27 protein-coding genes are annotated in these 24228 nt (G+C 36.8%); 8 read left to right on the forward strand and 19 right to left on the reverse strand.

Annotated elements, in window-relative coordinates; all coding sequences use genetic code 11:
- Nucleotides 1-16: 16 nt before the first annotated feature.
- The 4 genes from DKG77_RS08735 to DKG77_RS08750 all read right to left on the reverse strand — a co-directional run bounded on the left by DKG77_RS08735 (nt 17) and on the right by DKG77_RS08750 (nt 3925).
- Nucleotides 17-1084 carry a DUF3810 domain-containing protein gene (locus tag DKG77_RS08735; protein ID WP_109662225.1) on the reverse strand — a complete coding sequence of 356 codons (1068 nt, stop codon included), beginning with the start codon at nt 1082-1084 and terminating at the stop codon, nt 17-19.
- Between the two features lie 155 nt (nt 1085-1239).
- Nucleotides 1240-2349, reverse strand: a complete 1110-nt coding sequence (locus DKG77_RS08740; RefSeq protein ID WP_109662227.1) for a peptidylprolyl isomerase — start codon at nt 2347-2349, stop codon at nt 1240-1242.
- A gap of 5 nt (nt 2350-2354) precedes the next feature.
- Complete coding sequence (gene gldI, locus DKG77_RS08745) at nt 2355-2912, reverse strand: gliding motility-associated peptidyl-prolyl isomerase GldI (protein ID WP_109662228.1); 558 nt, start codon at nt 2910-2912, stop codon at nt 2355-2357.
- Nucleotides 2909-3925, reverse strand: coding sequence for a DHH family phosphoesterase (locus DKG77_RS08750; protein WP_109662230.1), 1017 nt, complete (start codon nt 3923-3925; stop codon nt 2909-2911). The genes gldI and DKG77_RS08750 overlap by 4 nt, the downstream gene beginning before the upstream one ends.
- Nucleotides 3926-4181: 256 nt before the next feature.
- Here DKG77_RS08750 and DKG77_RS08760 point away from each other — a divergent pair, with 256 nt between their 5' ends.
- The gene (locus DKG77_RS08760) at nt 4182-4601 is read left to right on the forward strand and encodes a nucleoside-diphosphate kinase (RefSeq protein WP_109662234.1); all 420 of its coding nucleotides are present in this window, start codon (nt 4182-4184) and stop codon (nt 4599-4601) included.
- Nucleotides 4602-4655: 54 nt separating this feature from the next.
- Here the strand turns inward: DKG77_RS08760 and DKG77_RS08765 are convergent, their stop codons facing one another.
- The 4 genes from DKG77_RS08765 to recF are packed head-to-tail and all read right to left on the reverse strand — an operon-like array spanning nt 4656 to nt 6989.
- On the reverse strand, nt 4656-5162 hold the full coding sequence (locus DKG77_RS08765) for a GNAT family N-acetyltransferase (RefSeq protein ID WP_243414893.1): 507 nt from the start codon (nt 5160-5162) through the stop codon (nt 4656-4658).
- Between the two features lie 27 nt (nt 5163-5189).
- The gene (locus tag DKG77_RS08770) at nt 5190-5486 is read right to left on the reverse strand and encodes a DciA family protein (RefSeq protein WP_109662235.1); all 297 of its coding nucleotides are present in this window, start codon (nt 5484-5486) and stop codon (nt 5190-5192) included.
- Nucleotides 5486-5908 (reverse strand): hypothetical protein, encoded by a 423-nt coding sequence (locus DKG77_RS08775; RefSeq protein WP_109662237.1) that lies wholly within the window; start codon nt 5906-5908, stop codon nt 5486-5488. Before DKG77_RS08775 ends, DKG77_RS08770 begins: the two co-directional genes overlap by 1 nt.
- Before the next feature lies 1 nt (nt 5909).
- The gene (gene recF, locus DKG77_RS08780; RefSeq protein WP_109662239.1) at nt 5910-6989 is read right to left on the reverse strand and encodes a DNA replication/repair protein RecF; all 1080 of its coding nucleotides are present in this window, start codon (nt 6987-6989) and stop codon (nt 5910-5912) included.
- A gap of 126 nt (nt 6990-7115) precedes the next feature.
- Between recF and DKG77_RS08785 the strand changes: the two genes are divergently transcribed.
- From DKG77_RS08785 to DKG77_RS08815, 6 genes are all read left to right on the forward strand, one after another.
- The gene (locus tag DKG77_RS08785) at nt 7116-7877 is read left to right on the forward strand and encodes a tetratricopeptide repeat protein (RefSeq protein WP_109662240.1); all 762 of its coding nucleotides are present in this window, start codon (nt 7116-7118) and stop codon (nt 7875-7877) included.
- Between the two features lie 4 nt (nt 7878-7881).
- Entirely contained in the window at nt 7882-8364 is a 483-nt protein-coding gene (gene ribH / locus DKG77_RS08790; RefSeq protein WP_109662242.1) for a 6,7-dimethyl-8-ribityllumazine synthase, read from the forward strand.
- A 413-nt stretch (nt 8365-8777) separates the two neighbouring features.
- Nucleotides 8778-10625, forward strand: coding sequence for a DNA mismatch repair endonuclease MutL (mutL, locus tag DKG77_RS08800; RefSeq protein WP_109662245.1), 1848 nt, complete (start codon nt 8778-8780; stop codon nt 10623-10625).
- Complete coding sequence (locus tag DKG77_RS08805) at nt 10626-11366, forward strand: rhomboid family intramembrane serine protease (protein ID WP_109662247.1); 741 nt, start codon at nt 10626-10628, stop codon at nt 11364-11366.
- Between the two features lie 3 nt (nt 11367-11369).
- On the forward strand, nt 11370-12236 hold the full coding sequence (locus DKG77_RS08810; RefSeq protein ID WP_109662249.1) for a rhomboid family intramembrane serine protease: 867 nt from the start codon (nt 11370-11372) through the stop codon (nt 12234-12236).
- A gap of 3 nt (nt 12237-12239) precedes the next feature.
- Complete coding sequence (locus DKG77_RS08815) at nt 12240-13280, forward strand: endonuclease/exonuclease/phosphatase family protein (RefSeq protein ID WP_109662251.1); 1041 nt, start codon at nt 12240-12242, stop codon at nt 13278-13280.
- Here DKG77_RS08815 and DKG77_RS08820 read toward each other — a convergent pair.
- From DKG77_RS08820 to udk, 11 genes are all read right to left on the reverse strand, one after another.
- The gene (locus DKG77_RS08820; protein ID WP_109662253.1) at nt 13272-13580 is read right to left on the reverse strand and encodes a DUF6122 family protein; all 309 of its coding nucleotides are present in this window, start codon (nt 13578-13580) and stop codon (nt 13272-13274) included. The genes DKG77_RS08815 and DKG77_RS08820 overlap by 9 nt on opposite strands.
- The gene (locus DKG77_RS08825; protein ID WP_109662254.1) at nt 13573-14205 is read right to left on the reverse strand and encodes a WbqC family protein; all 633 of its coding nucleotides are present in this window, start codon (nt 14203-14205) and stop codon (nt 13573-13575) included. The genes DKG77_RS08820 and DKG77_RS08825 overlap by 8 nt, the downstream gene beginning before the upstream one ends.
- Entirely contained in the window at nt 14202-15941 is a 1740-nt protein-coding gene (gene lepB, locus DKG77_RS08830; RefSeq protein WP_109662256.1) for a signal peptidase I, read from the reverse strand. The genes DKG77_RS08825 and lepB overlap by 4 nt, the downstream gene beginning before the upstream one ends.
- Nucleotides 15942-15989: 48 nt before the next feature.
- Nucleotides 15990-16691: a 4-hydroxy-tetrahydrodipicolinate reductase gene (dapB, locus tag DKG77_RS08835; protein ID WP_109662258.1), complete on the reverse strand. Its 702-nt coding sequence runs from the start codon at nt 16689-16691 to the stop codon at nt 15990-15992.
- Nucleotides 16692-16694: 3 nt separating this feature from the next.
- On the reverse strand, nt 16695-17336 hold the full coding sequence (locus tag DKG77_RS08840; protein ID WP_417935469.1) for a DUF5683 domain-containing protein: 642 nt from the start codon (nt 17334-17336) through the stop codon (nt 16695-16697).
- Nucleotides 17329-18243 carry a ParB/RepB/Spo0J family partition protein gene (locus DKG77_RS08845; protein ID WP_109662261.1) on the reverse strand — a complete coding sequence of 305 codons (915 nt, stop codon included), beginning with the start codon at nt 18241-18243 and terminating at the stop codon, nt 17329-17331. The genes DKG77_RS08840 and DKG77_RS08845 overlap by 8 nt, the downstream gene beginning before the upstream one ends.
- Nucleotides 18244-19017 (reverse strand): ParA family protein, encoded by a 774-nt coding sequence (locus tag DKG77_RS08850; protein WP_109662263.1) that lies wholly within the window; start codon nt 19015-19017, stop codon nt 18244-18246. It lies immediately after the preceding gene.
- A gap of 135 nt (nt 19018-19152) precedes the next feature.
- On the reverse strand, nt 19153-21219 hold the full coding sequence (scpA, locus tag DKG77_RS08855; protein ID WP_109662265.1) for a methylmalonyl-CoA mutase: 2067 nt from the start codon (nt 21217-21219) through the stop codon (nt 19153-19155).
- Nucleotides 21212-22609, reverse strand: coding sequence for a methylmalonyl-CoA mutase subunit beta (locus tag DKG77_RS08860; protein WP_109662267.1), 1398 nt, complete (start codon nt 22607-22609; stop codon nt 21212-21214). The genes scpA and DKG77_RS08860 overlap by 8 nt, the downstream gene beginning before the upstream one ends.
- Entirely contained in the window at nt 22602-22934 is a 333-nt protein-coding gene (locus DKG77_RS08865) for an FtsB family cell division protein (protein WP_109662269.1), read from the reverse strand. Before DKG77_RS08865 ends, DKG77_RS08860 begins: the two co-directional genes overlap by 8 nt.
- 3 nt (nt 22935-22937) lie before the next feature.
- Nucleotides 22938-23546: a uridine kinase gene (gene udk, locus DKG77_RS08870; protein ID WP_109662271.1), complete on the reverse strand. Its 609-nt coding sequence runs from the start codon at nt 23544-23546 to the stop codon at nt 22938-22940.
- Nucleotides 23547-23739: 193 nt separating this feature from the next.
- Between udk and DKG77_RS08875 the strand changes: the two genes are divergently transcribed.
- The gene (locus DKG77_RS08875; protein WP_109662273.1) at nt 23740-24225 is read left to right on the forward strand and encodes an acyl-CoA carboxylase biotin carboxyl carrier protein subunit; all 486 of its coding nucleotides are present in this window, start codon (nt 23740-23742) and stop codon (nt 24223-24225) included.
- Nucleotides 24226-24228: the final 3 nt, after the last annotated feature.

Below are 24228 nucleotides of genomic sequence, written 5' to 3' on the forward strand. Positions count from 1 at the left end.
TTGTACAAGCTACAATTTAGAATATATACTTGTCATGATAATTGATCAAAAGTCCCACCACCGAATTATAACTATTGATGCCCTCTTCTTGATTATTTGCTTTTAAAAAGGTGTTGAAAATAGACTTGAACACAGGTTCCAAAGGATTTTCATATTGTTTCCAAAACTCGGAAACCTCTTTGAAATTTTTTTTGACCCCAGGATTTAGTTGTTCAGCAATTTCTTTAAACCTTACATCATCTTTTCTTGATAAATCAGATAGGCAATAGGCCAAGGCGTGCGAGTAAGCGGCGTACTTAAAGTACATGTCTTCGTTTTTGGCGGTGACCAAAAACCCTATAAAATTAGTTGCATCTTCTGCAGAATAACCTAGTTGATGCCCTATTTCATGCCCACTTACTGTGGGTAATCTATGAAGAGGGGTTATTCCGTTTACCTGTGCTTCATTGGAAAATGGATTTAAATACCCCCCATATCCCATATAGGTTAAGGGAAGACTAAAAAGAGATGATTTAAGACTGGGTTTTTTATATTCAAAATTCGGGTAGTTCTCCTTCAACAATTCATAACCGGCTTTTGTTTTTTTAAATATTTCTTTTTTTGAGTATGGAATTTTTACCGGATCAATACTGTCTCCGGTAATTTTGGTTTGGTAATGATTGGTTTTTTCTGCCAAATACTGTGTGAAAGAGCCAAGTTCATCCTTGGTGTATTCTTTTTCTATATCCAATTTCCATGTAATAGGTTGTCTGTAGTAGTTCATTCCCCAAAGTAGATGGAATGCAAAATACGCAATGGACAATACCACTATTATATCCTTCAAAAAGAGCAATGGCTTCTTTTTAATAGATTTCCAATGCATATACAAATACCTTCCGGCCAAAATGAAAAGTGTTAGATAAAAAAGATCGCCCATAGAAAACGGCACCCAGCCAAAAAGCGTTCTTAAGACCCACGAGATACCTTGATAGAATCCGTTGCTGTAATATTCTTCAATAAACTCAGGATAACTACCAACCCATTTTACCAGAATTATTTGCAATGGTAGAGCAATGGCAATAATTGTTTTAATTTTCTGTCCCATCAAAAATTAAAAAATATTGGATAATGTATAAAAGCTTCTAATCTAACTTTTAATTCTTAGATGGACAATAAGGTTTTGTGTGTTAACAAAGCTTTGGGCAAAAGCATAAAAAAAGCCGCATTGGTATATGCAGCTTTTTCCTTTATAGTGCGGGTTTACTCTTCAATTCCTGTAATTTCCAAATCAAAAACCAAATCAGAATTTGGAGGTATGGGGCCACCGCCCTGAGCTCCATACCCTAAATGAGGAGGAATAAACAAGCGGATCTTATCTCCAACTTTCATTGTTTGAAGACCTTCTTTAAAACCTGGAATGAGTCTGGCTTCTGGACTATACTCCATTAATACGGGTGAATATCCATTGCCTTGTTTTCTTTTAGCATCAAACTTGTTGTGTTTGGTCGCTACTTCTTCATAGTTGCTGTCAAACAAATCACCATTAGATAACCAACCTGCATAGTTGACCAACACTCTTTGTCCTATTTTTGGCTGTTCCCCATCTCCTTTGACCAAAGAAAAGATTTTAAGCCCAGAAGCAGTTCCTTCTGCATCTTCCTTTTGTTTATTAAGCTCCGCAACAAAATCCTCTTTCATTTTCTTGAAAGCGGCCACAGCAGCTTCTTCCTCGGCAAAGTAATCGGTCATGATTTGAATGGCATCAAATTTCCTGGCCTCTTTGCCATTTCTTACTATTTCCACCTTGTTCATTACCACGTCCACTTTGGGTTTGTTTGCGGGAGCAATGACCTCAACATTTGCAATTGTGTCCACTACCTCAATACCCATTACTACTTCGCCAAAAACAGAATGCCTTCCATTTAGCCAAGGAGTTTCCTTATGTGTAATAAAAAATTGGCTTCCATTTGTTTTGGGGCCTGAATTGGCCATCGATAGAATTCCTTTTTTAGAATGTGAAAGAGAGTCATGGAACTCGTCCTTAAACTTATACCCCGGACTCCCGCTTCCTGTTCCGGTAGGATCTCCACCTTGTATCATGAAGTCTTTGATTATTCTGTGAAAAACAATACCGTCATAATATTTTTTTCCTTTAAGGGTATCAGCTACAAAAGGGTTGTTACCTTCCGCCAGTGATACAAAGTTGGCCACTGTAACAGGTGTCTTTTCGTGTTCTAGTTTTACAATTATGTCACCTTGACTGGTCTGTATATCCGCAAAAATTCCATCACCTAAGTCAGCATATTTGCCAGACTTGCATCCAAAAAATACTATTGAAAGTAGAGTGATTAAAACAAGTGATTGTTTCATTGTTGTTATGGTTTTAGATTTAAACTATCTTGATTAATAATAATGGTATGTAATTCGATTGTTGATTTTAAAGGTGTTTTTGGTCCAATGTCATTTCCGTCACCATGATAGCCGTATGCCTGCAAAGAAGGGAACAAAAATGTTGCACGCTCACTGATTTTAAGCAATTTGACCGCATTTTGCAAACCAGGAAACAGCTGTTCTTTGTCCACAACATATGAAGTGGGGCCAATTTCCTTCATGGAATAGATGGTATCATTGTCAAGAGTAACAAGGTTATAGGAAAATAATATCTGGTCATTGGTTCTTGGCAAATAGGTAGCCGTATCGTTTTTGAATTCAAAAAAGTACATAAACCCACTTGGACTGGCCAAATAATCATGAACGGTATCCTGTTCAATAATATTGGCAATGATTTTTTCTTCTAGTTCTAATAGTTGTTTATTCCGTTCCACGGATTCTTTAAAAAAACTGCCAGATTTTACCTCTACGGGTCTTCTGGGTTCAGGACCTCCACAGTTGACGAATAAGATTGCAGCAAAAATTAAGAAAAGACCTTTCATGGATTTAACTGACTTTTATAAGCTTTTAGGATAGTCTTAAATTGTTCAATGGTTTCTTCTATGCTTATTTCGCTTCTTCCTCCAGCGGCGTTGTCGTGACCACCACCGTTAAAATGGTTTCTTGCAAATTCATTAACCGAAAAATCACCTACCGAACGGAATGATATTTTTATAATGCCCTCTTCTCTATTTTCAATAAAAATCACTGCAAAAATAATTCCTTCGAGTGTTAATCCATAATTTACAAAACCCTCTGTGTCTCCTTTCTTATAATCATGTGCATCAAGTTCTTCCTGCGTCAATGTAATATAAGCGGTGTTATATTCTGATAGAATCACCATGTTGCTTAATGCAACCCCCAACAAATGGAGCCGAGCAGGAGCATTGTTATCGTAAATGTTTTGATGAATCATCATGTTTTCTGCTCCATTATCTATTAGGTCCGCAACTACCCGGTGCGTTCTGCTGGATGTTGATCTGTATTTAAACGACCCTGTATCGGTCATAATTCCTGTATATAGATTAGTTGCAATAGCCTTGGTCATGCTATTCAACTCTCCCAAGTACTCTATAAAATTGTAAACCATCTCGCAAGTGGAACTCATGCTTACATCTGAGTAGGCCACTCTTGCATAATTACCGGGTTGTTGATGATGGTCTATCATAATAAAATCCGCCTTTTTGTCTTTTAAAAAAGCTTCTAACTGACCAGTACGGGATAGATCATTAAAATCTAAGGTGAAAATTACAGTGGCTTCTTCAAGTATTTTTTTGGATTGTGAGTTTTCCTTTTCAAAATTTAAGACAGCATCACTTCCGGGCATCCATTTTAGAAACTTGGGGTAATCATTTGGAGAGATTATGGTAGCTTCCAATCCTTTACCTTTTAAAAAGCCCAACAGTCCAAGGCATGAGCCTATGGCATCACCATCAGGGTTCTTATGGGGTATGATTACGATTTTTTGGGGCTGGGAAAGAATAGACTTGATCGTCGTGATATCCTCTAAATTCATGCGGGCAAAGATACAATAATATAACATAGAGGTAAACCACGATCATCTATATTTTGTTCACCTGAAACTTAAAATTATTGAATGCACAAGGTGACCTCCTTTCTTGGTTTTGGAGTTATTGTGTTGGATTTCAGCAATAAAGAAGCTCAGATAAAAAATAATAGGAGAAAACAGGAAGGTATTTCAAGAGTTAAAACAGGCATGTTAAGCCTTGCTCGTTGGTCGAAAAAACGTAAGTTTGCGCAAAATTTAAAAAATGACTGGAAATAGAACATTTACCATGATCAAACCAGATGCTGTTGAAAACGGACATATTGGTGCAATTTTGGAAAAAATAACTGCTGCTGGATTCAGAATTGTGGCAATGAAATATACTCAGCTAAGTAAAAGAGATGCTGAGGAATTCTATGCTATACACAAGGAAAGACCTTTCTTTGGAGAATTGGTTGAATTTATGACGAGGGGGCCTATTGTGCCAGCTATTTTGGAAAAAGATAATGCAGTTGATGATTTTCGTGCATTGATCGGAGCAACCAATCCTGCAGAAGCTGCAGAAGGAACTATTCGTAAATTGTTTGCTACAAGCATAGGTGAAAATGCTGTTCACGGCTCTGATAGTGATGAAAATGCGGCAATAGAGGGAGCTTTCCATTTTTCCGGTAGGGAAGTATTCTAGCTCGTATTAAGCAATTTTTTTTAAAGTATCTAAGCCACTCATTGCAGTGGCTTTTTAAGTTGAAAACAAAAGGAGTTCTTCGTTGCCTCCTTTAGGTGTTATTTTCCCGGTCTCTTGAAGTCCAATTTTGCTAAGAAGATGACGGGATTTGCTGTTTTTTTGAGTGGTAATTCCTAATATGGGGCTCAGCTTTAGTTCTGATTTTCCATATGTCATTGTTGCCATGCAGGCTTCTGTGGTGTAACCCTTTCCTTCATGCTCTGGCAGAATTGCAAATCCTATATCTGGGTTATCCAAATAGTCTCGTTTTACAAAACCACATATGCCAATGGGTGTTGAGGATTTTTTAAGGCACATTTTATAGAGCCCATAGCCATTCTCATTATAAGAATCAATTAAACTGGACTTTATATACTTTACAGCCTGTTTATCTGTTCTTACACCTCTATCTCCAATGAATTCTATCCAATTTGGGCTGTTCAATAATTTTTTAAAGAACTTGGAATCTTCAATCTGTGCTTCGCAGATTATTAATCGTTCAGTTTCAATAATTCTTTTCACTTGATTTTAGAATAATAAGTAATACTATTAACGGAGCACCAACTTTTTTACCAACTCTTTTCCCAATTCTTCATTGAGCATAGCGATGATTTTGGTTTTTCCCAAACTCAACTCTTCCCTAAGTACCGAGGAGGAAAGGGATATGAACAGGGTTTCATTCCTAAGTTCAATCGCGGTAGTATAATTATTGACCCCATTCCCCATCAATTTTACCCAAGCATCTTTTGCGTTCACCTTGTCCATGCCTTTTTGAAGCTTATTTTCTTTGATAAATTCGCCGAGGGCATCACTTAAAGGAATATGGGAGTTGTGTCTTTTTGCCATTATTTTGGTATTGAAATGGGTTCAAACCTTTTGTAGGAATATAATATTCCATCTTCACTGCGCACTGAAAAAGATATTGAATCCAATTGAACCAGTTTTTCTTCCCGTTCACTTAAACTATTCTTGTATTGCAATGTAAAACCTTTGTTTATGGCAAAAACCTCAAAGACCTCAGCATCATCGGAAGTACTAAAAGTACCGTCAAATTTAGGTTGAACTTTTTTCCGGTAGCCTTTGGTTCCTTTTAATTGTATAAAGTCAACACTTGGATTTACGGTGTAGTTTTTTTCTGCACCATCTTGAAAAGTAACTTCTGTAATTTCCCAATACCCATTTAAATGATGCAGATCTTCTTCTACTAAGGAGGTTTCTTCACATCCCCAGAAAAAAAGAATTAAAAAGAACAACAAGATTTCTCTCATGCTACAAGTTAAATATTTTATAACTCTGTCTTATATTTTTAACTACATTTTCGGTACGTTCAGCGTGAGTATCGCTAATAAATATCTGTCCAAAATTATCATTGTCAACTAACGCCACAATCTGGGATACTCGTTTTTCATCCAGTTTATCAAAAATATCGTCAAGCAGAAGAATTGGTGTGGTCTTAGCTTGTTCCTTTATAAAATGGAATTGAGCCAGTTTTAGGGCAATCAAGAAAGATTTTTGTTGGCCTTGGCTACCAAATTTTTTAATGGGATGATTGGCAATGGTGAAATTGAGGTCGTCTTTATGGATGCCAACACTGGTATATTGTATTGCTTTGTCCTTATCAATGGCAGTTTCTAAAAGCCTTAACAATTTGTTGTTTAAAAGTTGACTTTCATAAGAAAGCATGATCTCTTCTTCCTTTTCTGAAATGTGCGCATACTGTTCCTTGAATATTGGAATAAAAGAGGTTATAAACTCGACTCTTTTTTGGTGAATTTCTGTTCCCAACGAATGTAATTGCTCGTTGTAAATGGCCAATGTATTGGAATCAAAAGTATTGTTGGCTGCAAAGTACTTGAGCAATGAGTTACGCTGTACCAAAACTTTGTTATACTTGATCAGAGTTTTAAGGTATTCTTTATCTGATTGTGAAATAACACCGTCCATAAATTTTCTTCGGGTATCACTTCCTTCTGTAATAAGGTCCCTATCTGAAGGGGATATTATGACCAAGGGCAAAAAACCAATATGCTCAGAAAACTTTTCGTATGCCTTTCCGTTTCTCTTAATGACCTTTTTCATTCCTCGTTTAAAGCTGCAGATGATTTTTTCTACCCTTCCATCTTTTTCAAATTCACCTTCAATTACAAAAAAATCGGTTTCATGTTTTATGTTTTGAGTAGAAACCGGATTAAAATAACTTTTCCCAAAAGAAAGATGGTAAATGGCATCCAAGATATTGGTTTTTCCAACACCATTATCGCCAACAAGACAGTTGATAACCGGGTCAAATTCTAGACTCTTCGAAGAGAAATTCTTATAATTAACTAAAGACAAGTGCTTTAAAAACATAAAAAGCTAAAGGAATATTATGGTTTTAGCCATTTAACGACTAATTAAAGATTCCAAAAATAACGAATAAATTACCTTTTGGTTTTGGATAAAAACTTTATTTTTGCGCGATTAATCAAATGAAGAATGGCAACATACAAGAAGCGAGGCTTTAAGCCAAAAAACAAGGTTGAAGAAGCTCAGTTGGATGAGCAGAACAGTACAACGGCAGAGGTATTCAGTACCTTGGATGAAAGTGCTTCAAAAACCGAGGCTTGGGTTCAGAAAAACCAGAATTACATTTTGGGCGCAATTGGTGCCATTGCAATTGGTGTTTTAGGGTATTTGGGATATAATGAGTTTATTCAAAAACCAAAAGAAGCATCTGCGGCCAATGAGCTTTTTTATCCGCAACAATATTTTGATCAAGCGCTTACAAATGAAACGGCTAAAGATTCATTGTTTACTTTGGCATTAAATGGGGCAGAAGGTAAATATGGCTTTCTGGACATAATTGAAGAGTATAAAGGTACCAAAGCGGCCAATCTTGCTAAATACTCTGCAGGAATGACCTATTTGAACATGCAGCAATATGATGAGGCGATTGCAAATCTAGAAAGCTTTTCTTCGAGCGACGCCGTGTTAGGTGCCATGGCCAAAGGGGGAATAGGGGATGCTTTTTCGCAATTGAATCAGAATGAAGATGCTTTGGAATATTACGAAAAAGCGATTGCACATAGCAATAATGAGTATACGGCACCAAGATTTTTATACAAAGCTGGTGTTATTGCGATGGATTTAAACCAAAAAGAAAAAGCATTGGGCTTTTTTGAGCGCATTAAAAATGAATTTTCTTCTTCTCAAGAGGCAAATGGTATAGATGTACTTATTGGGCTAGCCAAAAATTAGGTATATGGCCACTGAAAACAAAAACTTATCTGCTTACGATAAGACAACGATCCCAAACGCGAAAGAACTTCGGTTTGGGATCGTTGTTTCTGAGTGGAATGATAATATTACGGAAGGGCTATATAATGGTGCCTTGGAGGCTTTGATGGATTGTGGAGCTTTAACAGATAATATTCTTAGATGGAATGTTCCAGGAACTTATGAGCTTACCTTTGGTTCCAAAAAAATGCTCAACACCCAGAAAGTAGATGTAGTAATTGCAATTGGTAGCGTTATTCGTGGAGAGACCAGTCACTTTGATTTTGTTTGTAGTGCAGCGGCTCAAGGTATAAAGGACCTAAACGTTGCTTATGATATACCTGTTATATTTTGTGTACTTACAGATAACACCCTACAGCAAGCCATAGATCGTAGTGGGGGAAAACATGGTAACAAGGGGACTGAAGCCGCTATTGCCGCTATTAAAATGGCAACATTGGGAAAGTAGTGTTGTATTTTCCATAGTAGGCAGGATAGAAACTTAAATCAATGTTAGACTGTTAACATTTTTTGGCAGTACTTCCTAATCCTGTTTTTCGATTTTGAGTACCTTTGAGATTACACGGAAAACGATGTAATGCGAAATTTTCTAAAACTTAGAAAAAATAGAACCTACAATTATTCACCACGTTATTATAAAGGTGAAGGTAATCCGTATAAAATAGAACATAAACTTGATAAATATAGAAGTACTGCGAATACGCAAAGAGGCCTAAAAAATAAATTTTCCTCAGCATTTGATGACTTGAAAAATGAAGGGGACAAAAACCTGAAAATTCGTTTCATAGTTATTGTAGGTGTCTTAATATTGCTATTCCTCTTCATCATTGACTTTGATTTATCCATATTCCTGAATCCCTAATGGCAGATATCATTAAACTCTTGCCAGACCATGTCGCAAATCAAATTGCAGCAGGGGAAGTGGTTCAGCGACCGGCTTCAGTTGTAAAAGAACTATTGGAGAATGCCATAGATTCGGGCGCCACCATTATCAAATTGATTATAAAAGATGGAGGTAAGGCGCTTATACAAGTTGTGGACGATGGTTCTGGAATGAGCGAGACAGATGCCAGGCTCTCTTTTGAAAGGCACGCTACATCAAAAATATCGACGGCGCAAGATTTATTTAATTTACGAACAAAAGGATTCCGAGGGGAAGCCTTAGCCTCCATTGCAGCAATTGCACATGTAGATATGCAAACACGGATGGACAATGCCGAAGTTGGGACCCACCTAAAGATTGAAGGCAGTAAAATAGTGTCTCAAGAAGTGATTGCCACTGCCAAGGGAACATCAATAGCGGTTAAAAACCTTTTTTTTAATATTCCCGCAAGACGCAATTTTTTAAAATCAAACCAAGTGGAATCAAGGCATATTACTGATGAATTTCAGCGAGTGGCGTTGGTTCACCCAAACATCGAATTTCACTACTATAACAATGGATCAGAACTATTTAATCTTCCAAAGACCAAATACAGACAGCGAATAAGCAATGTTTTTGGAAATAAAATGGGAGATCGTTTGGTACCTGTCAACGAAGAGACTGAAGTGGTTAAAATTTCTGGATTTGTATGTAAACCGGAATTTGCCAAAAAGAGTAGGGGAGAGCAGTTCTTCTTTGCCAATAATAGGTATATAAAAAGCCCATATTTGCATCATGCCGTGGTGGCAGCGTTTGAAGGGCTTATAAAGTCTGACCTGTATCCTGGATACTTTTTGTTTTTAGATGTAGATCCAGCATCTATAGATATCAACATACATCCCACAAAAACAGAAGTGAAGTTTGATGATGAGAATACTATGTACGCAATTATTCGTTCAACAATAAAACATAGCCTAGGACAGTTTAATGTAGCTCCAGTTCTGGATTTTGAACATGACCCTAACCTTGACACACCTTACGCATACAAGGAAAAAGGCGCTGTGTTGCCAAAAGTTACCATAGACGCTTCTTTTAATCCTTTTCAAGAAACAGTAGAAAGTACAAGCCCTAAATCTAGATACCAAAAAACAAGCACAAAAGGGTGGGAGAACCTATATGAAGGCTTAAACGCCGAACTAGGTACAGATAATTTTAGCAGTATAGAAATTGAATCGGACACAGAAGTACAAGGAACATTTTATTCTGATACTGAATCACAAGAGCACGTTGGCACCACTTTTCAGCTTAGAAGAAAATATATAGTCAGTACCATTAAATCTGGTATGCTGGTCGTTAATCAAAATCGCGCTCATGAACGGGTGCTTTTTGAAAAATTTCTAACTGAAATCACTGTAAAAGAAGGTGTTAGCCAACAACTATTATTTCCTTTGGAACTCACCTTCAGTAAACAAGAATTGACCATTTTAAAAGAGATCAAAGAGAGTCTGGTAAATGTTGGTTTTGCTTTTGAAAACTTGGAAGAAGAGACTGTTAAAGTGACAGGCGTACCCTTGATTATTTCCGAAAGCGGAATTGGCATGGTATTGGATCGTTTAATAGCAGATTACAAGGAAGGGTTTGATGGGAACTCAATTTCTCAAGCAGAATTGTTGGCCAAGGCACTTTCTAAAAACCTGGCGGTGAAAACGGGGGAAATACTGGATAAAGATTCACAATTAGGTTTGGTGAATGACTTGTTCGGTTGTAAGGAACCTTCATTGAGTCCGTCCCAAAAAATGACATACACCATAATCTCTGAAGGAGATATTGAAAAAAAGTTTAATTAAATGGGTAGATTAACGGAGGCTGTAAAACACTTGTTGATTATCAACGTGATTTTATTTGTGGCCACACAATTATATGGGGATCAAATGTATCAGTTATTGTCCCTATGGTTTCCTAAGAATACTAGCTTTGAATGGTGGCAAATAATTACCCATATGTTTATGCACGGCAGCCTTATGCATATTGTATTTAATATGTATGCATTATGGGCATTTGGAACTCCTTTGGAGCAAGCTTGGGGCAGGAACAAGTTTTTGTTCTTTTATTTTTCAGCAGGGCTTGGATCTGCGCTGTTGTATACAGGCGTAAATTATTATTATTTTAATGAAGGGATTAATGCATTAATTGGAGCTGGATTTGAGAAATCTCAAATGATGGAAGCTCTTCAAAGCCCTTATGGAGCTAATTTAAACAAGCTTAAAGAATATGTTCCCTCAGGAGTAATAGACAATTTTGGAAATGCATTTTATGGAAGGGCTGTTGGAGCTTCTGGTGCTATTTATGGGATTTTGGTGGCATTTGCATTTATGTATTCAGAAGCAAAATTGATGCTGATATTTTTGCCTGTGCCCATTAAGGCGAAGTATTTTGTGCCTTTGTTGTTGGCGGCGGACCTATTCTTTGGAATTGGCAATATCAATACAGGGATTGCCCATTTTGCCCATATTGGAGGAGCGTTAATTGGCTTCATTATGATGTGGTATTGGAAGAAAAATCAGTTTAACCAAAACCGTTGGAATTAGGCTATGGCACACGGTGGATTAAAATATAATTTTGCTAGGCTCAACATTGCTGAAAAACTGATTACGGTCAATGTTCTGGTCTTTATTTTAGATGGGCTGTCTTTGGCTTTACTTGGCAATTCAGTGTCTGAATGGTTTCAGTTACCTAAAGATTTCATGGAATTTTTTGGACAACCATGGTCTATAGTCACATACTCTTTTTTTCATGCTGGTTTGGGTCATATCTTTTGGAATATGATCATGCTCTATTTTGCCGGTAGAATTTTTCTAAACCTTTTTGATAATCAACGTTTTATCAATGTGTACTTTTTAGGGGTTATTGTTGGGGGACTAATTTTCTTGCTCAGCTATAATGTTTTTCCAACCCTGTTAAATACAAACACGGCTTTGATAGGTGCCTCGGCAGGAGTTACGGCTGTATTAATTTTTATATGTGCTTATATACCAAATCAAGAAGTACGCATTATCTTCTTTAATGTAAAGCTTTGGTACGTAGGAGTATTTTTTGTTTTGGTTGATTTGATACAAATTGCCTATGGCGGAAATGTGGGTGGAAGATTGGCGCATTTGGGAGGTGCACTACTTGGATACATATACGCAAGACAGCTGTTGAACGGAAATGATATTGGTTCTGGCTTTACCAAGTTTAGAGAAGCGGCAGTTCAATTACTTAAAACCAAAGAAAAAAAAGGACCCCTTAAAACAGTTTACAAAAAGAATGCTACAAAAGGTAAGAGTTCAGCTGATTATGATAAACAAGCTCATCAACGTAAAATAGATGCGATTTTGGATAAGATAAGTAAGTCTGGCTATGAGAGCCTATCCAAGGATGAAAAAGACTTTTTGTTTAAAGCGGGTAAAGAGAATTAGTACGTGAAACAACTCCCCTTTTTTGATAAAGCTATTTACCTTACAAATATACTTTGTGCTCTGGTGACCACCATCTCATTTCTGGTGCCGTATGTTTCAGTTACTTTCATGCCAACGATCTCTGCAATTAGTCTAGTTGTGCCATTTTTGGTCTATGCCAATATTGGATTTTTGTTCTATTGGTCTCTTAGAAAGAAAAGACATTTTTTGTTATCTGCTGTACTGCTTTTACTTTGGTATGTTATCCTAGGACCTTTTTATCAATTTTCTAAGAAAGAGAAAAATGTGAATGTCAAAGATTTGTCCATAATGTCTTTCAACTCTAGGAATTTTAATGACCATGGACAGTTAAATACTGAAAATGTTGATAGTCTCATACTGGAATTCGTCACAAAAAAGAACCCAGATATTCTTTGCTTTCAGGAATGTTTTTATGGAATGAAAAGAAGTAAAGCATTGAGTCAATACAAATATGAATATGTTGATCATGTTTATGGAGTTCCAGCTACCAAAGTAATTCAGGCAGTTTATTCAAAATATCCAATTATAGCTATTGATTCTATTAATTTTCCAAAAAGCTCAAATAGTGCTATTTATGCTGATATTTTATATAAGAAAGACACGATAAGAGTTTATAACATTCACTTGCAGTCGTTTAGGATAATACCTCAGATTGACGCAATAAGAAGTGAGGAATCATCTAAATTACTTGCCAAATCTGAAAGAGTTATGCTTAAGCAATATGAGCAGGCCAATTTAATTAGGCAAAACATGGAAGAAAATCATTATAAAAAAATTGTGGTGGGAGACTTTAATAACACGCAATATTCCAACATATATAAAACTATTAAAGGTGGGTTGACCGATTCTTTTTTGGAAAAAGGAAGGGGATTTGGACGTACATACGATTTACTGGGATTCCCTATTCGGATAGATTTCATTTTTTCTGATCCGGCTTTTGAAGTTGTCTCACATAAAAACTTTGATGAGAAATTGTCTGACCATTATCCGGTCATGGCTACACTTCGCCTTAAATCAGATTAAAAAGCAATCCATTACATCCGCAATAATGTGGATGATAAGGGCCAAACCTATAATTTTGGTTTGTTTAAAAAAAGGAAGAATACAATACAGCATAATGGCCCAGTAGCCATGTAATGGGTGAAAATTGATACTGCAACGGTTTGGGTCAAATATTGGTTCAGCAAGAATGTGATCCAGGTCAATTACGATTCCTGCTAAAAGAATAAGTATTACCTTAATTCTATTGTCCTTAAAAAATAAAATCCCTATTAGAATGGGAACAATAAAATGAATACCATAATGGATGACGAACCTAAGCATCTAAAAAGTTCAAGGATTGATTTTTTAAATACGCAAGTGCATTTGTTCCTTCATTAAACAATAAATCCAAAATGCTAAGGTTGCCTATAAAACCATGTCTTTCCTCAAAAACTTGTGAATACTCAACCATTTCAATATTTAACTTCCTTTTTGACTCTGCTAAGAATCTAACATCAGCATTATTAGAAGGTGATAGTTTGTACATAGTGGTTTTTTTTGTTGGTGTTTCAATGCCCAAACAATCAGCTATGGTTTTTATCGTCTTTAGATTAAAATCAAAAAGAGAACCTTTAGCCTCTTCAAATAATGGTTTTAGATCATCTTCATAAAACTCAAAAAAAGGAGATGTTCTGTAAGCGGTTTCCAAAGTTCGCCAATGTTGTTTTTGCCAATTGAAACTATTATCCATTTCAATCTCATGATATTTTTGATGGTCTTGCTTTCCCTTTAGGTGTTTTATTGGGATATTGAGCATATGTCTCCCTTGATCAGTACAGATATAACAGCGATTTCTATAGGTCTGTTTCTGAAAATTATCGCATGCTTCCCAAATAATGCTCTTTTGAGCAATTAGGGAAAAAGTAGCAATGTTAGGAAAATAAGTAGGGTGAATTAATAAACTCAAGAATTCTTTTTTCTCCGTTTTCTAAAAAAGTCAAATACGAACCACCCTGCAAGTACAATTAAAAAGTACTTCAGATAGGACACTGGTTGTCCACTGCCGCCAACGGTGGTAAAAATACGATCCCAACGAGGGCGCCATTTTAATAGGCCATCATTAAAATTATCAAAGCTTAACCATAGAAATACTGGCTTTCCAACTATATGGTTGGCTGGAACATGCCCCCATGTTCTGCTGTCTTCTGAGTGATCACGATTGTCACCCATCATCCAATAATAGTCTTGCTTAAATGTGTAAGAGGTCGCCTCTTTCCCATTGATCAGTACCTTTTGTCCGGTGACTTTTACATCATTGTATTCGTAGTCCCTTATTATTTTTTTGTAAAGTGGTATCGTTTTGTGATCTATTTTAACGGTGGCGCCCGCTTTGGGAATATAAATAGGGCCAAAATTGTCATTGTTCCATGGATAAAAATTCGGTTTTTGAGGGTAAGCCCCTGCATAAACTCCTTTACCTTCATTTGTTCTTACTACCGAATCTATATCTTGGTTGTTTTGCAAAGTTGTAACCATTTCATCGGTTAAATTCGCAATTCTTGACCTTGGTTTTTCTTCGGTCAGGGACAATCTTAACTGTCTTATAACAGCAGTAGGAATACCTTTTTCCCTTGTTATTAGTTCAATTTTGCCATCTGGAGTTTGGTTAGCGCCCAGAGCAAAACCGGATAGCGCATCATATTGATTTTGGTTTAGGCTAGGGGTGATATATTTTCTAAGGTAATCTGAAGCATCAACTTCGGCCAGCAATCTACTGGAGACCCCCTTTTGCGAATAAATGGTATAATCGTACATCACTTTTGCTCTATCTGAAAGTTGAAATTTCTTCCCATTGATATGAACAAAGCCGTCTATGACTGCCAACGAGTCCCCAGGGGTTCCAACGCATCTCTTAACATAGTTGGATTTTTTATCTATTGGCTTTTTAACGGCTTTTTCTGCCTTAAAAAATTGGTACAAAGTGTCTGACGGCAAGCTAAAGACAACAATATCATTTTTTTTGATGGTGTTGAATCCTGGAAGGCGCATGTAGGGTAACTGTAGTTTATTCTTCCATGAGGTTTTATATGTTGCAGGATCAACATCTGCTACATAGGATCTCTTTTTTAGGCCGGGAATGGTATCATGAACCATTGGGAGAGCCAATGTGGTCATCGGTATTCTTGCGCCGTAATGAAACTTACTTACGAATAAAAAATCCCCTATCCTAAGGGTGCGCTCCAATGAACCTGTAGGAATTACATATGGCTGAATAAAATAGGTGTGAACAAAGGTTGCAGCAACAATGGCAAAAACAATGGAGCTTACCCATTCTCCTAGGCCTGTTCTTGGTTTTAAGTCTCGGTCTTCAATATATTTTACATCCTCCGCATAGTTTACATAATAGATGTAAAACCCAAGTGTTAGAATAACCAGCCATGTATCCAAAAGTTTGGTTTTTCCAAAACTTCTTATGGTTTCTACCCAGACAACAGGGAACATCAATAGATTGATAATTGGAATGAACAACAGTAAAACCCACCACCAAGGTCTGTTTATTATTTTCATTAAAACAAAACCATTGTATATTGGAATTGCTGCTTCCCATGCTTTTCTTCCTGCTTTTACATAGAGTTTCCAAGTGCCTAAAAAATGTATGACTTGTACAACTAAAATAAAAATGATCCACTGTGTACCGTTCATAAAGAAATTTATTTGTAAGACTGCAAGTCTATATTGTTGTTACTTTTTTTAGTTAAGATTTAACACATCTTTCATAGAAAACACACCAGTTTTACCCTGGATCCACTCGGCAGCTATAACGGCCCCTAATGCGAAACCTTGTCGACCGTGGGCAGTATGTTTAATTTCAATACTATCTACCATGCTATTGTATGAAATGGAATGAGTGCCTGGCACGGATCCTTCACGCTTAGAGGTGATTGGAATCTTCTTTTCGTCAGATTTATCCAATTCCCATCCAGTATACTCAGTGTTTTCTACAATTCCATCTGCCAATGTGATGGCTGTGCCACTTGGTGCATCCAATTTCTGGGTATGATGAATTTCCTCCATTTCAATCTTATATTGATTTAAATTGGACATCATTTTGGCCAAATATGAATTTAATTCAAAAAAAACATTAACGCCCAAACTAAAATTGGAGGCATATATAAATGCTCCATTTTTCTCATTACAGATACGCACTGCCTTATCATAATTTGATAACCATCCAGTAGTCCCGGAAATAACGGGGATATTCTGTTCAAAACAGGTGGTTATGTTATTAAATGCAGCATCTGGAGTGCTAAAGTCAATAGCAATATCAATCTTTTTATAATCTACTTCTTCTGTCTCCACATCTATCTTAGCAACTATGGAATGCCCTCTGTCTTGAGCTATTTGCTCAATCATTTGCCCCATTTTCCCATATCCAAACAATCCAATATTCATAAACTAAAATTTTACCACCAGAGCAATTCCGTAATTTGGACTATTGGTCAGGGGGTTAAGGTCTAAATAAGGTTTAAAATCAAGAGATAAATCATCATCAACATTATATTGTTTAAGATGTGCATCTACATTTGCATCTATTATGTTTAGTGCATATAGCGCTATGGTAACCAGTAAAGATAAATCTCTATCTCTTTGTCTGGCCTCTTGTGCATCTTGCAAAGCATCATCAGAGATATCTGGACCGCTTCCGTCACCGTTAATGTCATAAAATTCATCATCTGTAAAACCGGTCCGTCTTCTCTTAAATGCATCTCGAGCCTTGTTATACTCTGTATTGTTGAAGGAATAGACATAAATTCCTGTTCCAATGGCTCCCCAAACTATAGGGGCTTTCCAATAGCGCTTGTTGTAAATTTGACCTAATCCCGGCAGTATGGCCGAGTAAAATGCGGCTTTACTGGGCGCAAGTGGATTTATCCTTTTCTTTTGATATGTGACCTCTTGAATTGTAATGCCATCACCCTCCAAATCTTGCGCCAATGAATCTATTTCATTGGGACGCGGTACTACTTCATCTTCTTGGGAAAAAGAAAACTGCACAAAAAGCAATGAAAAAAATAGTAAAAAAAAGCGTTTACTCACCACCTGTCAATAGTTTTCTTAAACGCTGAAATTCTTCTTTAGAATGAAAGGGAATCACAATTTTGCCTTTTCCATTTTGAGAGGTGGTAATATCAACTTTGGTGGAAAGATGTTGCTTTAAAGCATCCATGCCTTTGCTGACAAAATTTGGAACTTCTTTAGAGGTTGTTTTTTTTATTTCAGCAGGGTTTCCGTTTTTTGATTCTTTATATGCTTTCACCAAATGCTCTGTTTCTCTGACTGAAAGCCCTTCAGAAACCACTTTTTCGTAAATATTGATTTGGTCTTTTTTCTTTTCAATATTGATAAGAGCCCGACCATGACCCATGCTCACAAAACCATCTCTCATTCCTGTTTGAATGATGGGGTGTAGTTTAAGTAAACGCAAATAGTTGGTAATGGTAGAACGCTTTTTGCCTACACGATCACTTAATTTTTCTTGGGTAACCTCAATCTCATCTATAAGTCGTTGATACGATAGTGCAATTTCGATAGGGTCCAGATCTTGGCGTTGTATGTTCTCCACCAAGGCCATTTCCAATGATTCTTGATCGTTTGCAATACGAATATAAGATGGAATAGTTTTTAACCCTACCAACTTAGAAGCTCTGAACCTTCTTTCACCAGAAACCAACTGAAATTTGTTGAAATCGAGCTTTCTTACCGTTATAGGTTGGATAATTCCCAATTCTCTAATTGAACTTGCAAGCTCCTTAAGAGCTTCATCATTAAAATTGGAACGTGGTTGAAAAGGATTTACCTCAATAGAATCGATCTCTAACTCAACTACATTGCCAATGACCTTATCCGCATTCTTATCCGAAACTGATTGAATGTCATTCTCTGGATCTTTCAATAGAGCGGAGAGACCTCTTCCTAAAGCCTGCTTTTTAGTTGCCTTCGCCATTTAAACTTTCTCCTTATTTTTCTTCAATACTTCGTTGGCCAGGTTTAGATAATTTGTGGCGCCTTTGCTACTGGCATCGTATTTTATAATGCTTTCACCATAACTTGGCGCTTCACTCAACCTAACATTCCTTTGGATTATGGTGTCAAAAACCATGTCCGCAAAGTGTTTTTTAACTTCTTCCACAACTTGGTTCGAAAGTCGCAACCTTGAATCATACATGGTCAACAACATACCTTCTATATCCAAATCGTTATTATGAATCTTTTGAACGCTCTTTATTGTGTTCAATAGCTTTCCTAAGCCTTCTAAAGCAAAATATTCGCATTGTATTGGAATCATAACTGAATCTGCCGCAGTAAGAGCATTCAAAGTCAACAAACCTAGAGAAGGAGCGCAATCAATTAAAATGAAATCATATCTATCTCCCAAATTTTTAAGAGCTTCTTTCAACATGTACTCCCTGTTGTCCTTGTCAACCAATTCTATTTCAATTGCTACAAGATCAATATGAGCCGGAATAAGGTCCACATTTGGAGAATCTGTTGATATAATTACATCATCCACTGTCTTGGTATGTTCCAGCAACTGGTATGTTCCTTTTTCTATACTGTCCACATCAACACCTAAACCCGATGTTGCATTGGCCTGGGGATCTGCATCAATTAGCAATACTTTTTTTTCCAATACACCCAGCGAGGCAGCTAGGTTAACGGTAGTGGTCGTTTTACCTACTCCACCCTTCTGATTTGCAATAGCAATAATCTTGCCCATTTCATAGTAAGTTAGAGGCTAAAAATACGATTATTTAGGATGCTAAAAAATGTATTTTGTTAACACTAGGTGAATAACCTTAACATTGAGCGTTAAAGAAAGTTAAAGTTTTAGTAATTAGGATGTTAAGTGGTTTTAGTCCATTAAAATCTTTAAGATTTCAATAGCCGCACTGCTGATTTTTGTGCCTGGTCCGAATACCGCAACCGCACCATGTTTTAGTAGGTGTTCATAATCTTGTTTAGGAATGACGCCTCCAACAATGACCATAATGTCCTCTCTTCCAAAGTTTTTCAACTCTTGGATTACTTCAGGAACCAAAGTTTTATGCCCACCTGCCAGAGAAGATATTCCTAGAATATGAACATCGTTTTCTACAGCTTGTTTTGCTACTTCCGCTGGGGTCTGAAAAAGTGGACCAATGTCTACATCAAAACCAAGATCTGCATAACCGGTGGCAACTACTTTTGCTCCACGGTCATGCCCATCTTGCCCCATTTTTGCTATCATAATTCTTGGTCTTCTTCCTTCTTCCAAAGCAAAGTCATCCGCCATTTTTTTGGCCTCTTCAAAACTTGCGTCATTTTTGATTTCTTTGGAATACACTCCTGTAAATGATTGGATTTTTGCCCTGTAACGCCCAAATGCCTTTTCCATCGCATCGCTAATTTCTCCTAGGGTGGCTCGGGCTTTTGCTGCTTCTATGGCTAAAGCTAACAAATTTTCTCGCTCGGAGTCATTTTTGATTACTTTCTTGGATGCTAGAGTGATTTGATCCAAAGCTTTTTGGACCGCTTCTTCATCTCTGCTGGTTCTGATCTGTTGTAGTTGTGCTACCTGCTGTTTACGGACCTTATCATTGTCAACCTCTAAAATTTGGAGGTCGTCCTCATCTTCTAAACGGTATTTGTTCACTCCTAGAATAGTATCTTGGGCGCTGTCTATTCTTGCTTGTTTTTTAGCCGCTGCCTCTTCAATCCTCATTTTTGGAATACCAGCTTCTATTGCCTTGGTCATTCCGCCAAGCTCTTCTACTTCTTCAATAAGTCTCCAGGCTTCTTTTGCTATTTGTGCTGTCAAAGCCTCTACTGCATGACTTCCTGCCCAAGGGTCAACGGTTTTAGTGATATGTGTTTCCTGTTGAAGGTAAATTTGGGTATTCCGAGCAATTCTTGCCGAAAAATCCGTTGGTAATGCTATTGCTTCATCCAAAGCATTGGTATGCAAACTTTGTGTTCCGCCAAAGGCTGCGGACATAGCTTCAATTGTAGTTCTGGCAACATTGTTAAAAGGGTCTTGTTCTGTTAAACTCCAACCACTGGTCTGGCTATGGGTGCGTAGCATTAAGGATTTTTCATTTTTTGGATTGAATTTTTTCACCAATTTTGCCCAAAGCATTCTACCTGCCCTCATTTTGGCAATTTCTGTAAAATGATTCATTCCAATTCCCCAGAAAAAAGAAAGGCGAGGTGCAAAATCATCTATTTGAAGTCCTGCTTTTAAACCTGTTCGGATGTATTCAATTCCGTCAGAAAGTGTATAGGCTAATTCCAACGCGGCTGGTGCACCGGCCTCATGCATATGATAACCAGAAATACTGATACTATTAAATTTTGGCATGTGTTTGCTGGTAAACCCAAAAATATCAGCCACTAATTGCATAGACGGTGATGGTGGATAGATATAGGTGTTCCGCACCATAAATTCTTTAAGTATATCGTTTTGGATGGTTCCGGATAGATGTTGCATGGAAACACCTTGTTCTTCGGCAGCAACAATGTAAAAGGCCATAATAGGCAAAACGGCCCCATTCATTGTCATGGAAACTGACATTTTATCTAAAGGAATTCCATCAAAGAGAACTTTCATGTCTTCCACTGAATCTATTGCAACCCCAGCTTTTCCAACATCGCCAACTACACGTTCGTTATCACTGTCATAGCCTCTATGAGTAGGAAGGTCAAAGGCAACTGATAGCCCTTTTTGCCCGGCTTCTAAATTTCTTCTGTAAAAGGCATTACTTTCTTCTGCCGTTGAAAATCCGGCATATTGCCGTATGGTCCAAGGCCTGCGAACATACATGGTGGAGTATGGGCCACGCAAAAATGGAGAGATACCGGCGGCAAAATTCTTTTGGGTTTCTGTCTCTGCAGGTTTTGCCGTCGAGGACAATGACAGATTCTGAAGATTCTTTCTACTCATCATCAAGTCTTTTTTGTTCTAATACTTCTGCCAATCGTTTTTCAATAATAGGCTCTACAATTGTTTTTCTTGGTTGGGTTTTTACAAAAGGATAGAGCTCTAAATCATCCTTCATTCGATCTTGCTGGTTTTGATATTTATTGGTCCCGACCAATGTTATTTCTTTGGTATTGAAAAGTTGTTGTTCTTTTTGGGAGCTCTCTTTTATTTTTCGTTGGATTACCCCTTTTTTCAATTCACTCAAAAACCCTCCTGAATTTTCAATTTGTTTAAAAAGCTCCAATGCTTTTTCTGCAAGTTGTTGAGTCAAAGATTCGATGTAATATGTTCCTTCGGCAGCTTTTGATACTTGATTGAAATAACTTTCCTCTTTTAGCAGCAACAGTTGGTTTCTGGCAATACGTTCACCAAATTCATTGTCTTTGTGATAAATGGCATCATACGATGAATTAGCTACAGTATCTGCTCCTCCAAGTATGGCGGACATACATTCTGATGTTGTCCTTAGCATGTTAACATTGTAATCGTACAACGTTTTGTTCCGTTTGGAAGGAATTGCCAGAATGTGGCAATTACTTTCAATTCCGTATTTTGATGTTAGGCTTTGCCACAACCATCTTAACGCTCTGAGTTTTGCTATTTCGAAGAAGTAATTTCCGCTAGTTGCAACTTTAAAGGTTATCGAAAAAGGCCTATTGAGTGCGTTTGGAGTAATATTGGAAAAATGGTTTAAGTATTCATTGGCATGTGCCAAGCCATAAGCTAATTGTTGCACCATATTAGCTCCGGCATTTTGATACCCAGTAGTATCAACACCAATTGCGGTAATTTCCTTTACACCAGATGTAAGATTATGAACCTCTTCTAAAACGGCATGATCCTGTTCCAAGCTATAGAACCAATTCCCTTCTTTGGCTAAGTTGCCGATTAAATCAACATTCAGCGTTATTTCCGACTTTTTCCCATCTGTATATTCTAGTAGTTTTTTGATTGATTCAATATTCAAAAACTTAAAGTCCAGATGAATAGGGGTACGTTCTATATCTATTCCAGAAAGTAGTTCCTTAAAATCGATGTTCTCATTTGGAATGGTAAAAAGTATACTTTCAGCTCCTCTTTTTAAGCAATCTATGGCCTTGGTGTTTGCTTTTTTGGACTCACCGGCAAAAATAGCTTGTGCTATTTTCCAATTGTGATCTTTTGGAAGTCTAAAGGTCTTCACATTTTCTACATCTTCGGCATGGTAAAAAGGTTTTACTTTTATACCTTCTAGGGATTCCCAAAGTAAAGTTTCATTATAATCCGCTCCCTTTAAATCGAATTGAATTTTCTGTTTCCATTGTTTGGCGGAAACTTCAGGAAATTCATCAAACAATCCTTGCTTACTCATTCTTTTTTGTCTTTAAGCTATCCTCGTACTCAATCAAAAAAATCTCTTCATTTTCTTTTTTCATGTAATACTTTTCTCGAGCAAATTTTTCCAGTTCACCTTTGTCAGAAAGTTTTTCAAGAATCTCTTTGTCCTTGTTGATCTCACCTTGTAAAAACTCTTTTTGCTTCTCTAATTTTTTAACCTCATTCCGTAATTCTAAATGTATCATCAAAGAATTGGTGTCAAAAAAAACCATCCAAATCACAAAAATGGTCAAAACCAAAACGTACATATTGGTCATAACTTTAAACCATTTTTTATTTTTTATTTCTTTAAAGCCCATTACTTAACCTAATCTATCATTTATAATGGTCCGCACAATGTCTACAGCTACGGTATTATAGTGGTTATTTGGTATGATGATGTCTGCAAATTCTTTTGAAGGCTCTATAAACTGCTGATGCATTGGTTTTACAGCTGTTTGATACCTGGTCAGTGCTTTTTCAAGGTCATGCCCTCGTTCTTTTATATCGCGTTGCAATCTTCTGATCAAACGCTCATCAGAATCTGCATGCACGTATATTTTTATATCGAACATATTACGGAGCTTAGGATTACTTAAAACCAATATACCTTCAACAATCATTACCTTTCTTGGAGCTGTTAAAATAGTCTTTTCTAAACGTGTCTCCTCAACAAAAGAATATATAGGTTTATGGATTGATTTACCTTGTCTTAATTTTTCAAGATGAGAAATCAATAGGTCAAAATCTATGGAATTTGGGTGGTCAAAATTAACTTTTTCCCGTTCTTCTTTGCTCAAGTGGGAAAGATCGTTGTAATAGGAGTCTTGTGAAATGACTCCCACTTCATTCTCTGGCAGTTCATCAACTATTTGATTGACCACAGTAGTTTTTCCACACCCGGTACCACCGGCAATCCCTAAAATCAGCATAATGATAATTTAAATCTCAAAAGTAAGCATTTGATAAGATTTGCAATCAGCTAATATTCTTGCATAGATAGTATGTATTTATAAAAAAATGAATGACGTTTATCATAAACCTTGAAAGTTTCTAGGGCTAGTTTTGTATTGGATTAAGGCTTTAACCTTATATTTATCTAGATAACCTGTAACAACTTTTTTTATGGAAAATTCCTATGTTATAAAGGTCAATGAAAACTTTGATTTTCAGCTCTCCGACGACGATATTTCCGCTTTGGACATTTTAAAGACAAGCAATGGTAAATTACACTTGTTAAAAAATGGAATTTCGTACCATATTCAAATTGTGAAAACAGATTTTAACAATAGGTTTTATGCAATAAAAGTAAATGGTAATGAGCACCAAATCTCAATAGACACTCCTTTGGAAGTGCTCATTAAAAAAATGGGTTTCGCCACTAATGGGTCTAAAAACATAGATTCCATAGCCGCTCCAATGCCAGGTTTGATTTTGGACATACTGGTTAAAGAGGGAGAAGAGGTTAAAGAAGATGATCAGTTGTTGATTTTGGAAGCGATGAAAATGGAAAATATTATTACTTCTCCAAGAAACGGTGTGATCAAGAAAATTGCTATAAAAAAGGGAGAAGCTGTGGAAAAAAAACAATTACTGATTGAATTTCAATAGTCA

Origin of the sequence: Flagellimonas aquimarina (assembly GCF_003149745.1) — a bacterium.
Classification (GTDB): domain Bacteria; phylum Bacteroidota; class Bacteroidia; order Flavobacteriales; family Flavobacteriaceae; genus Flagellimonas; species Flagellimonas aquimarina.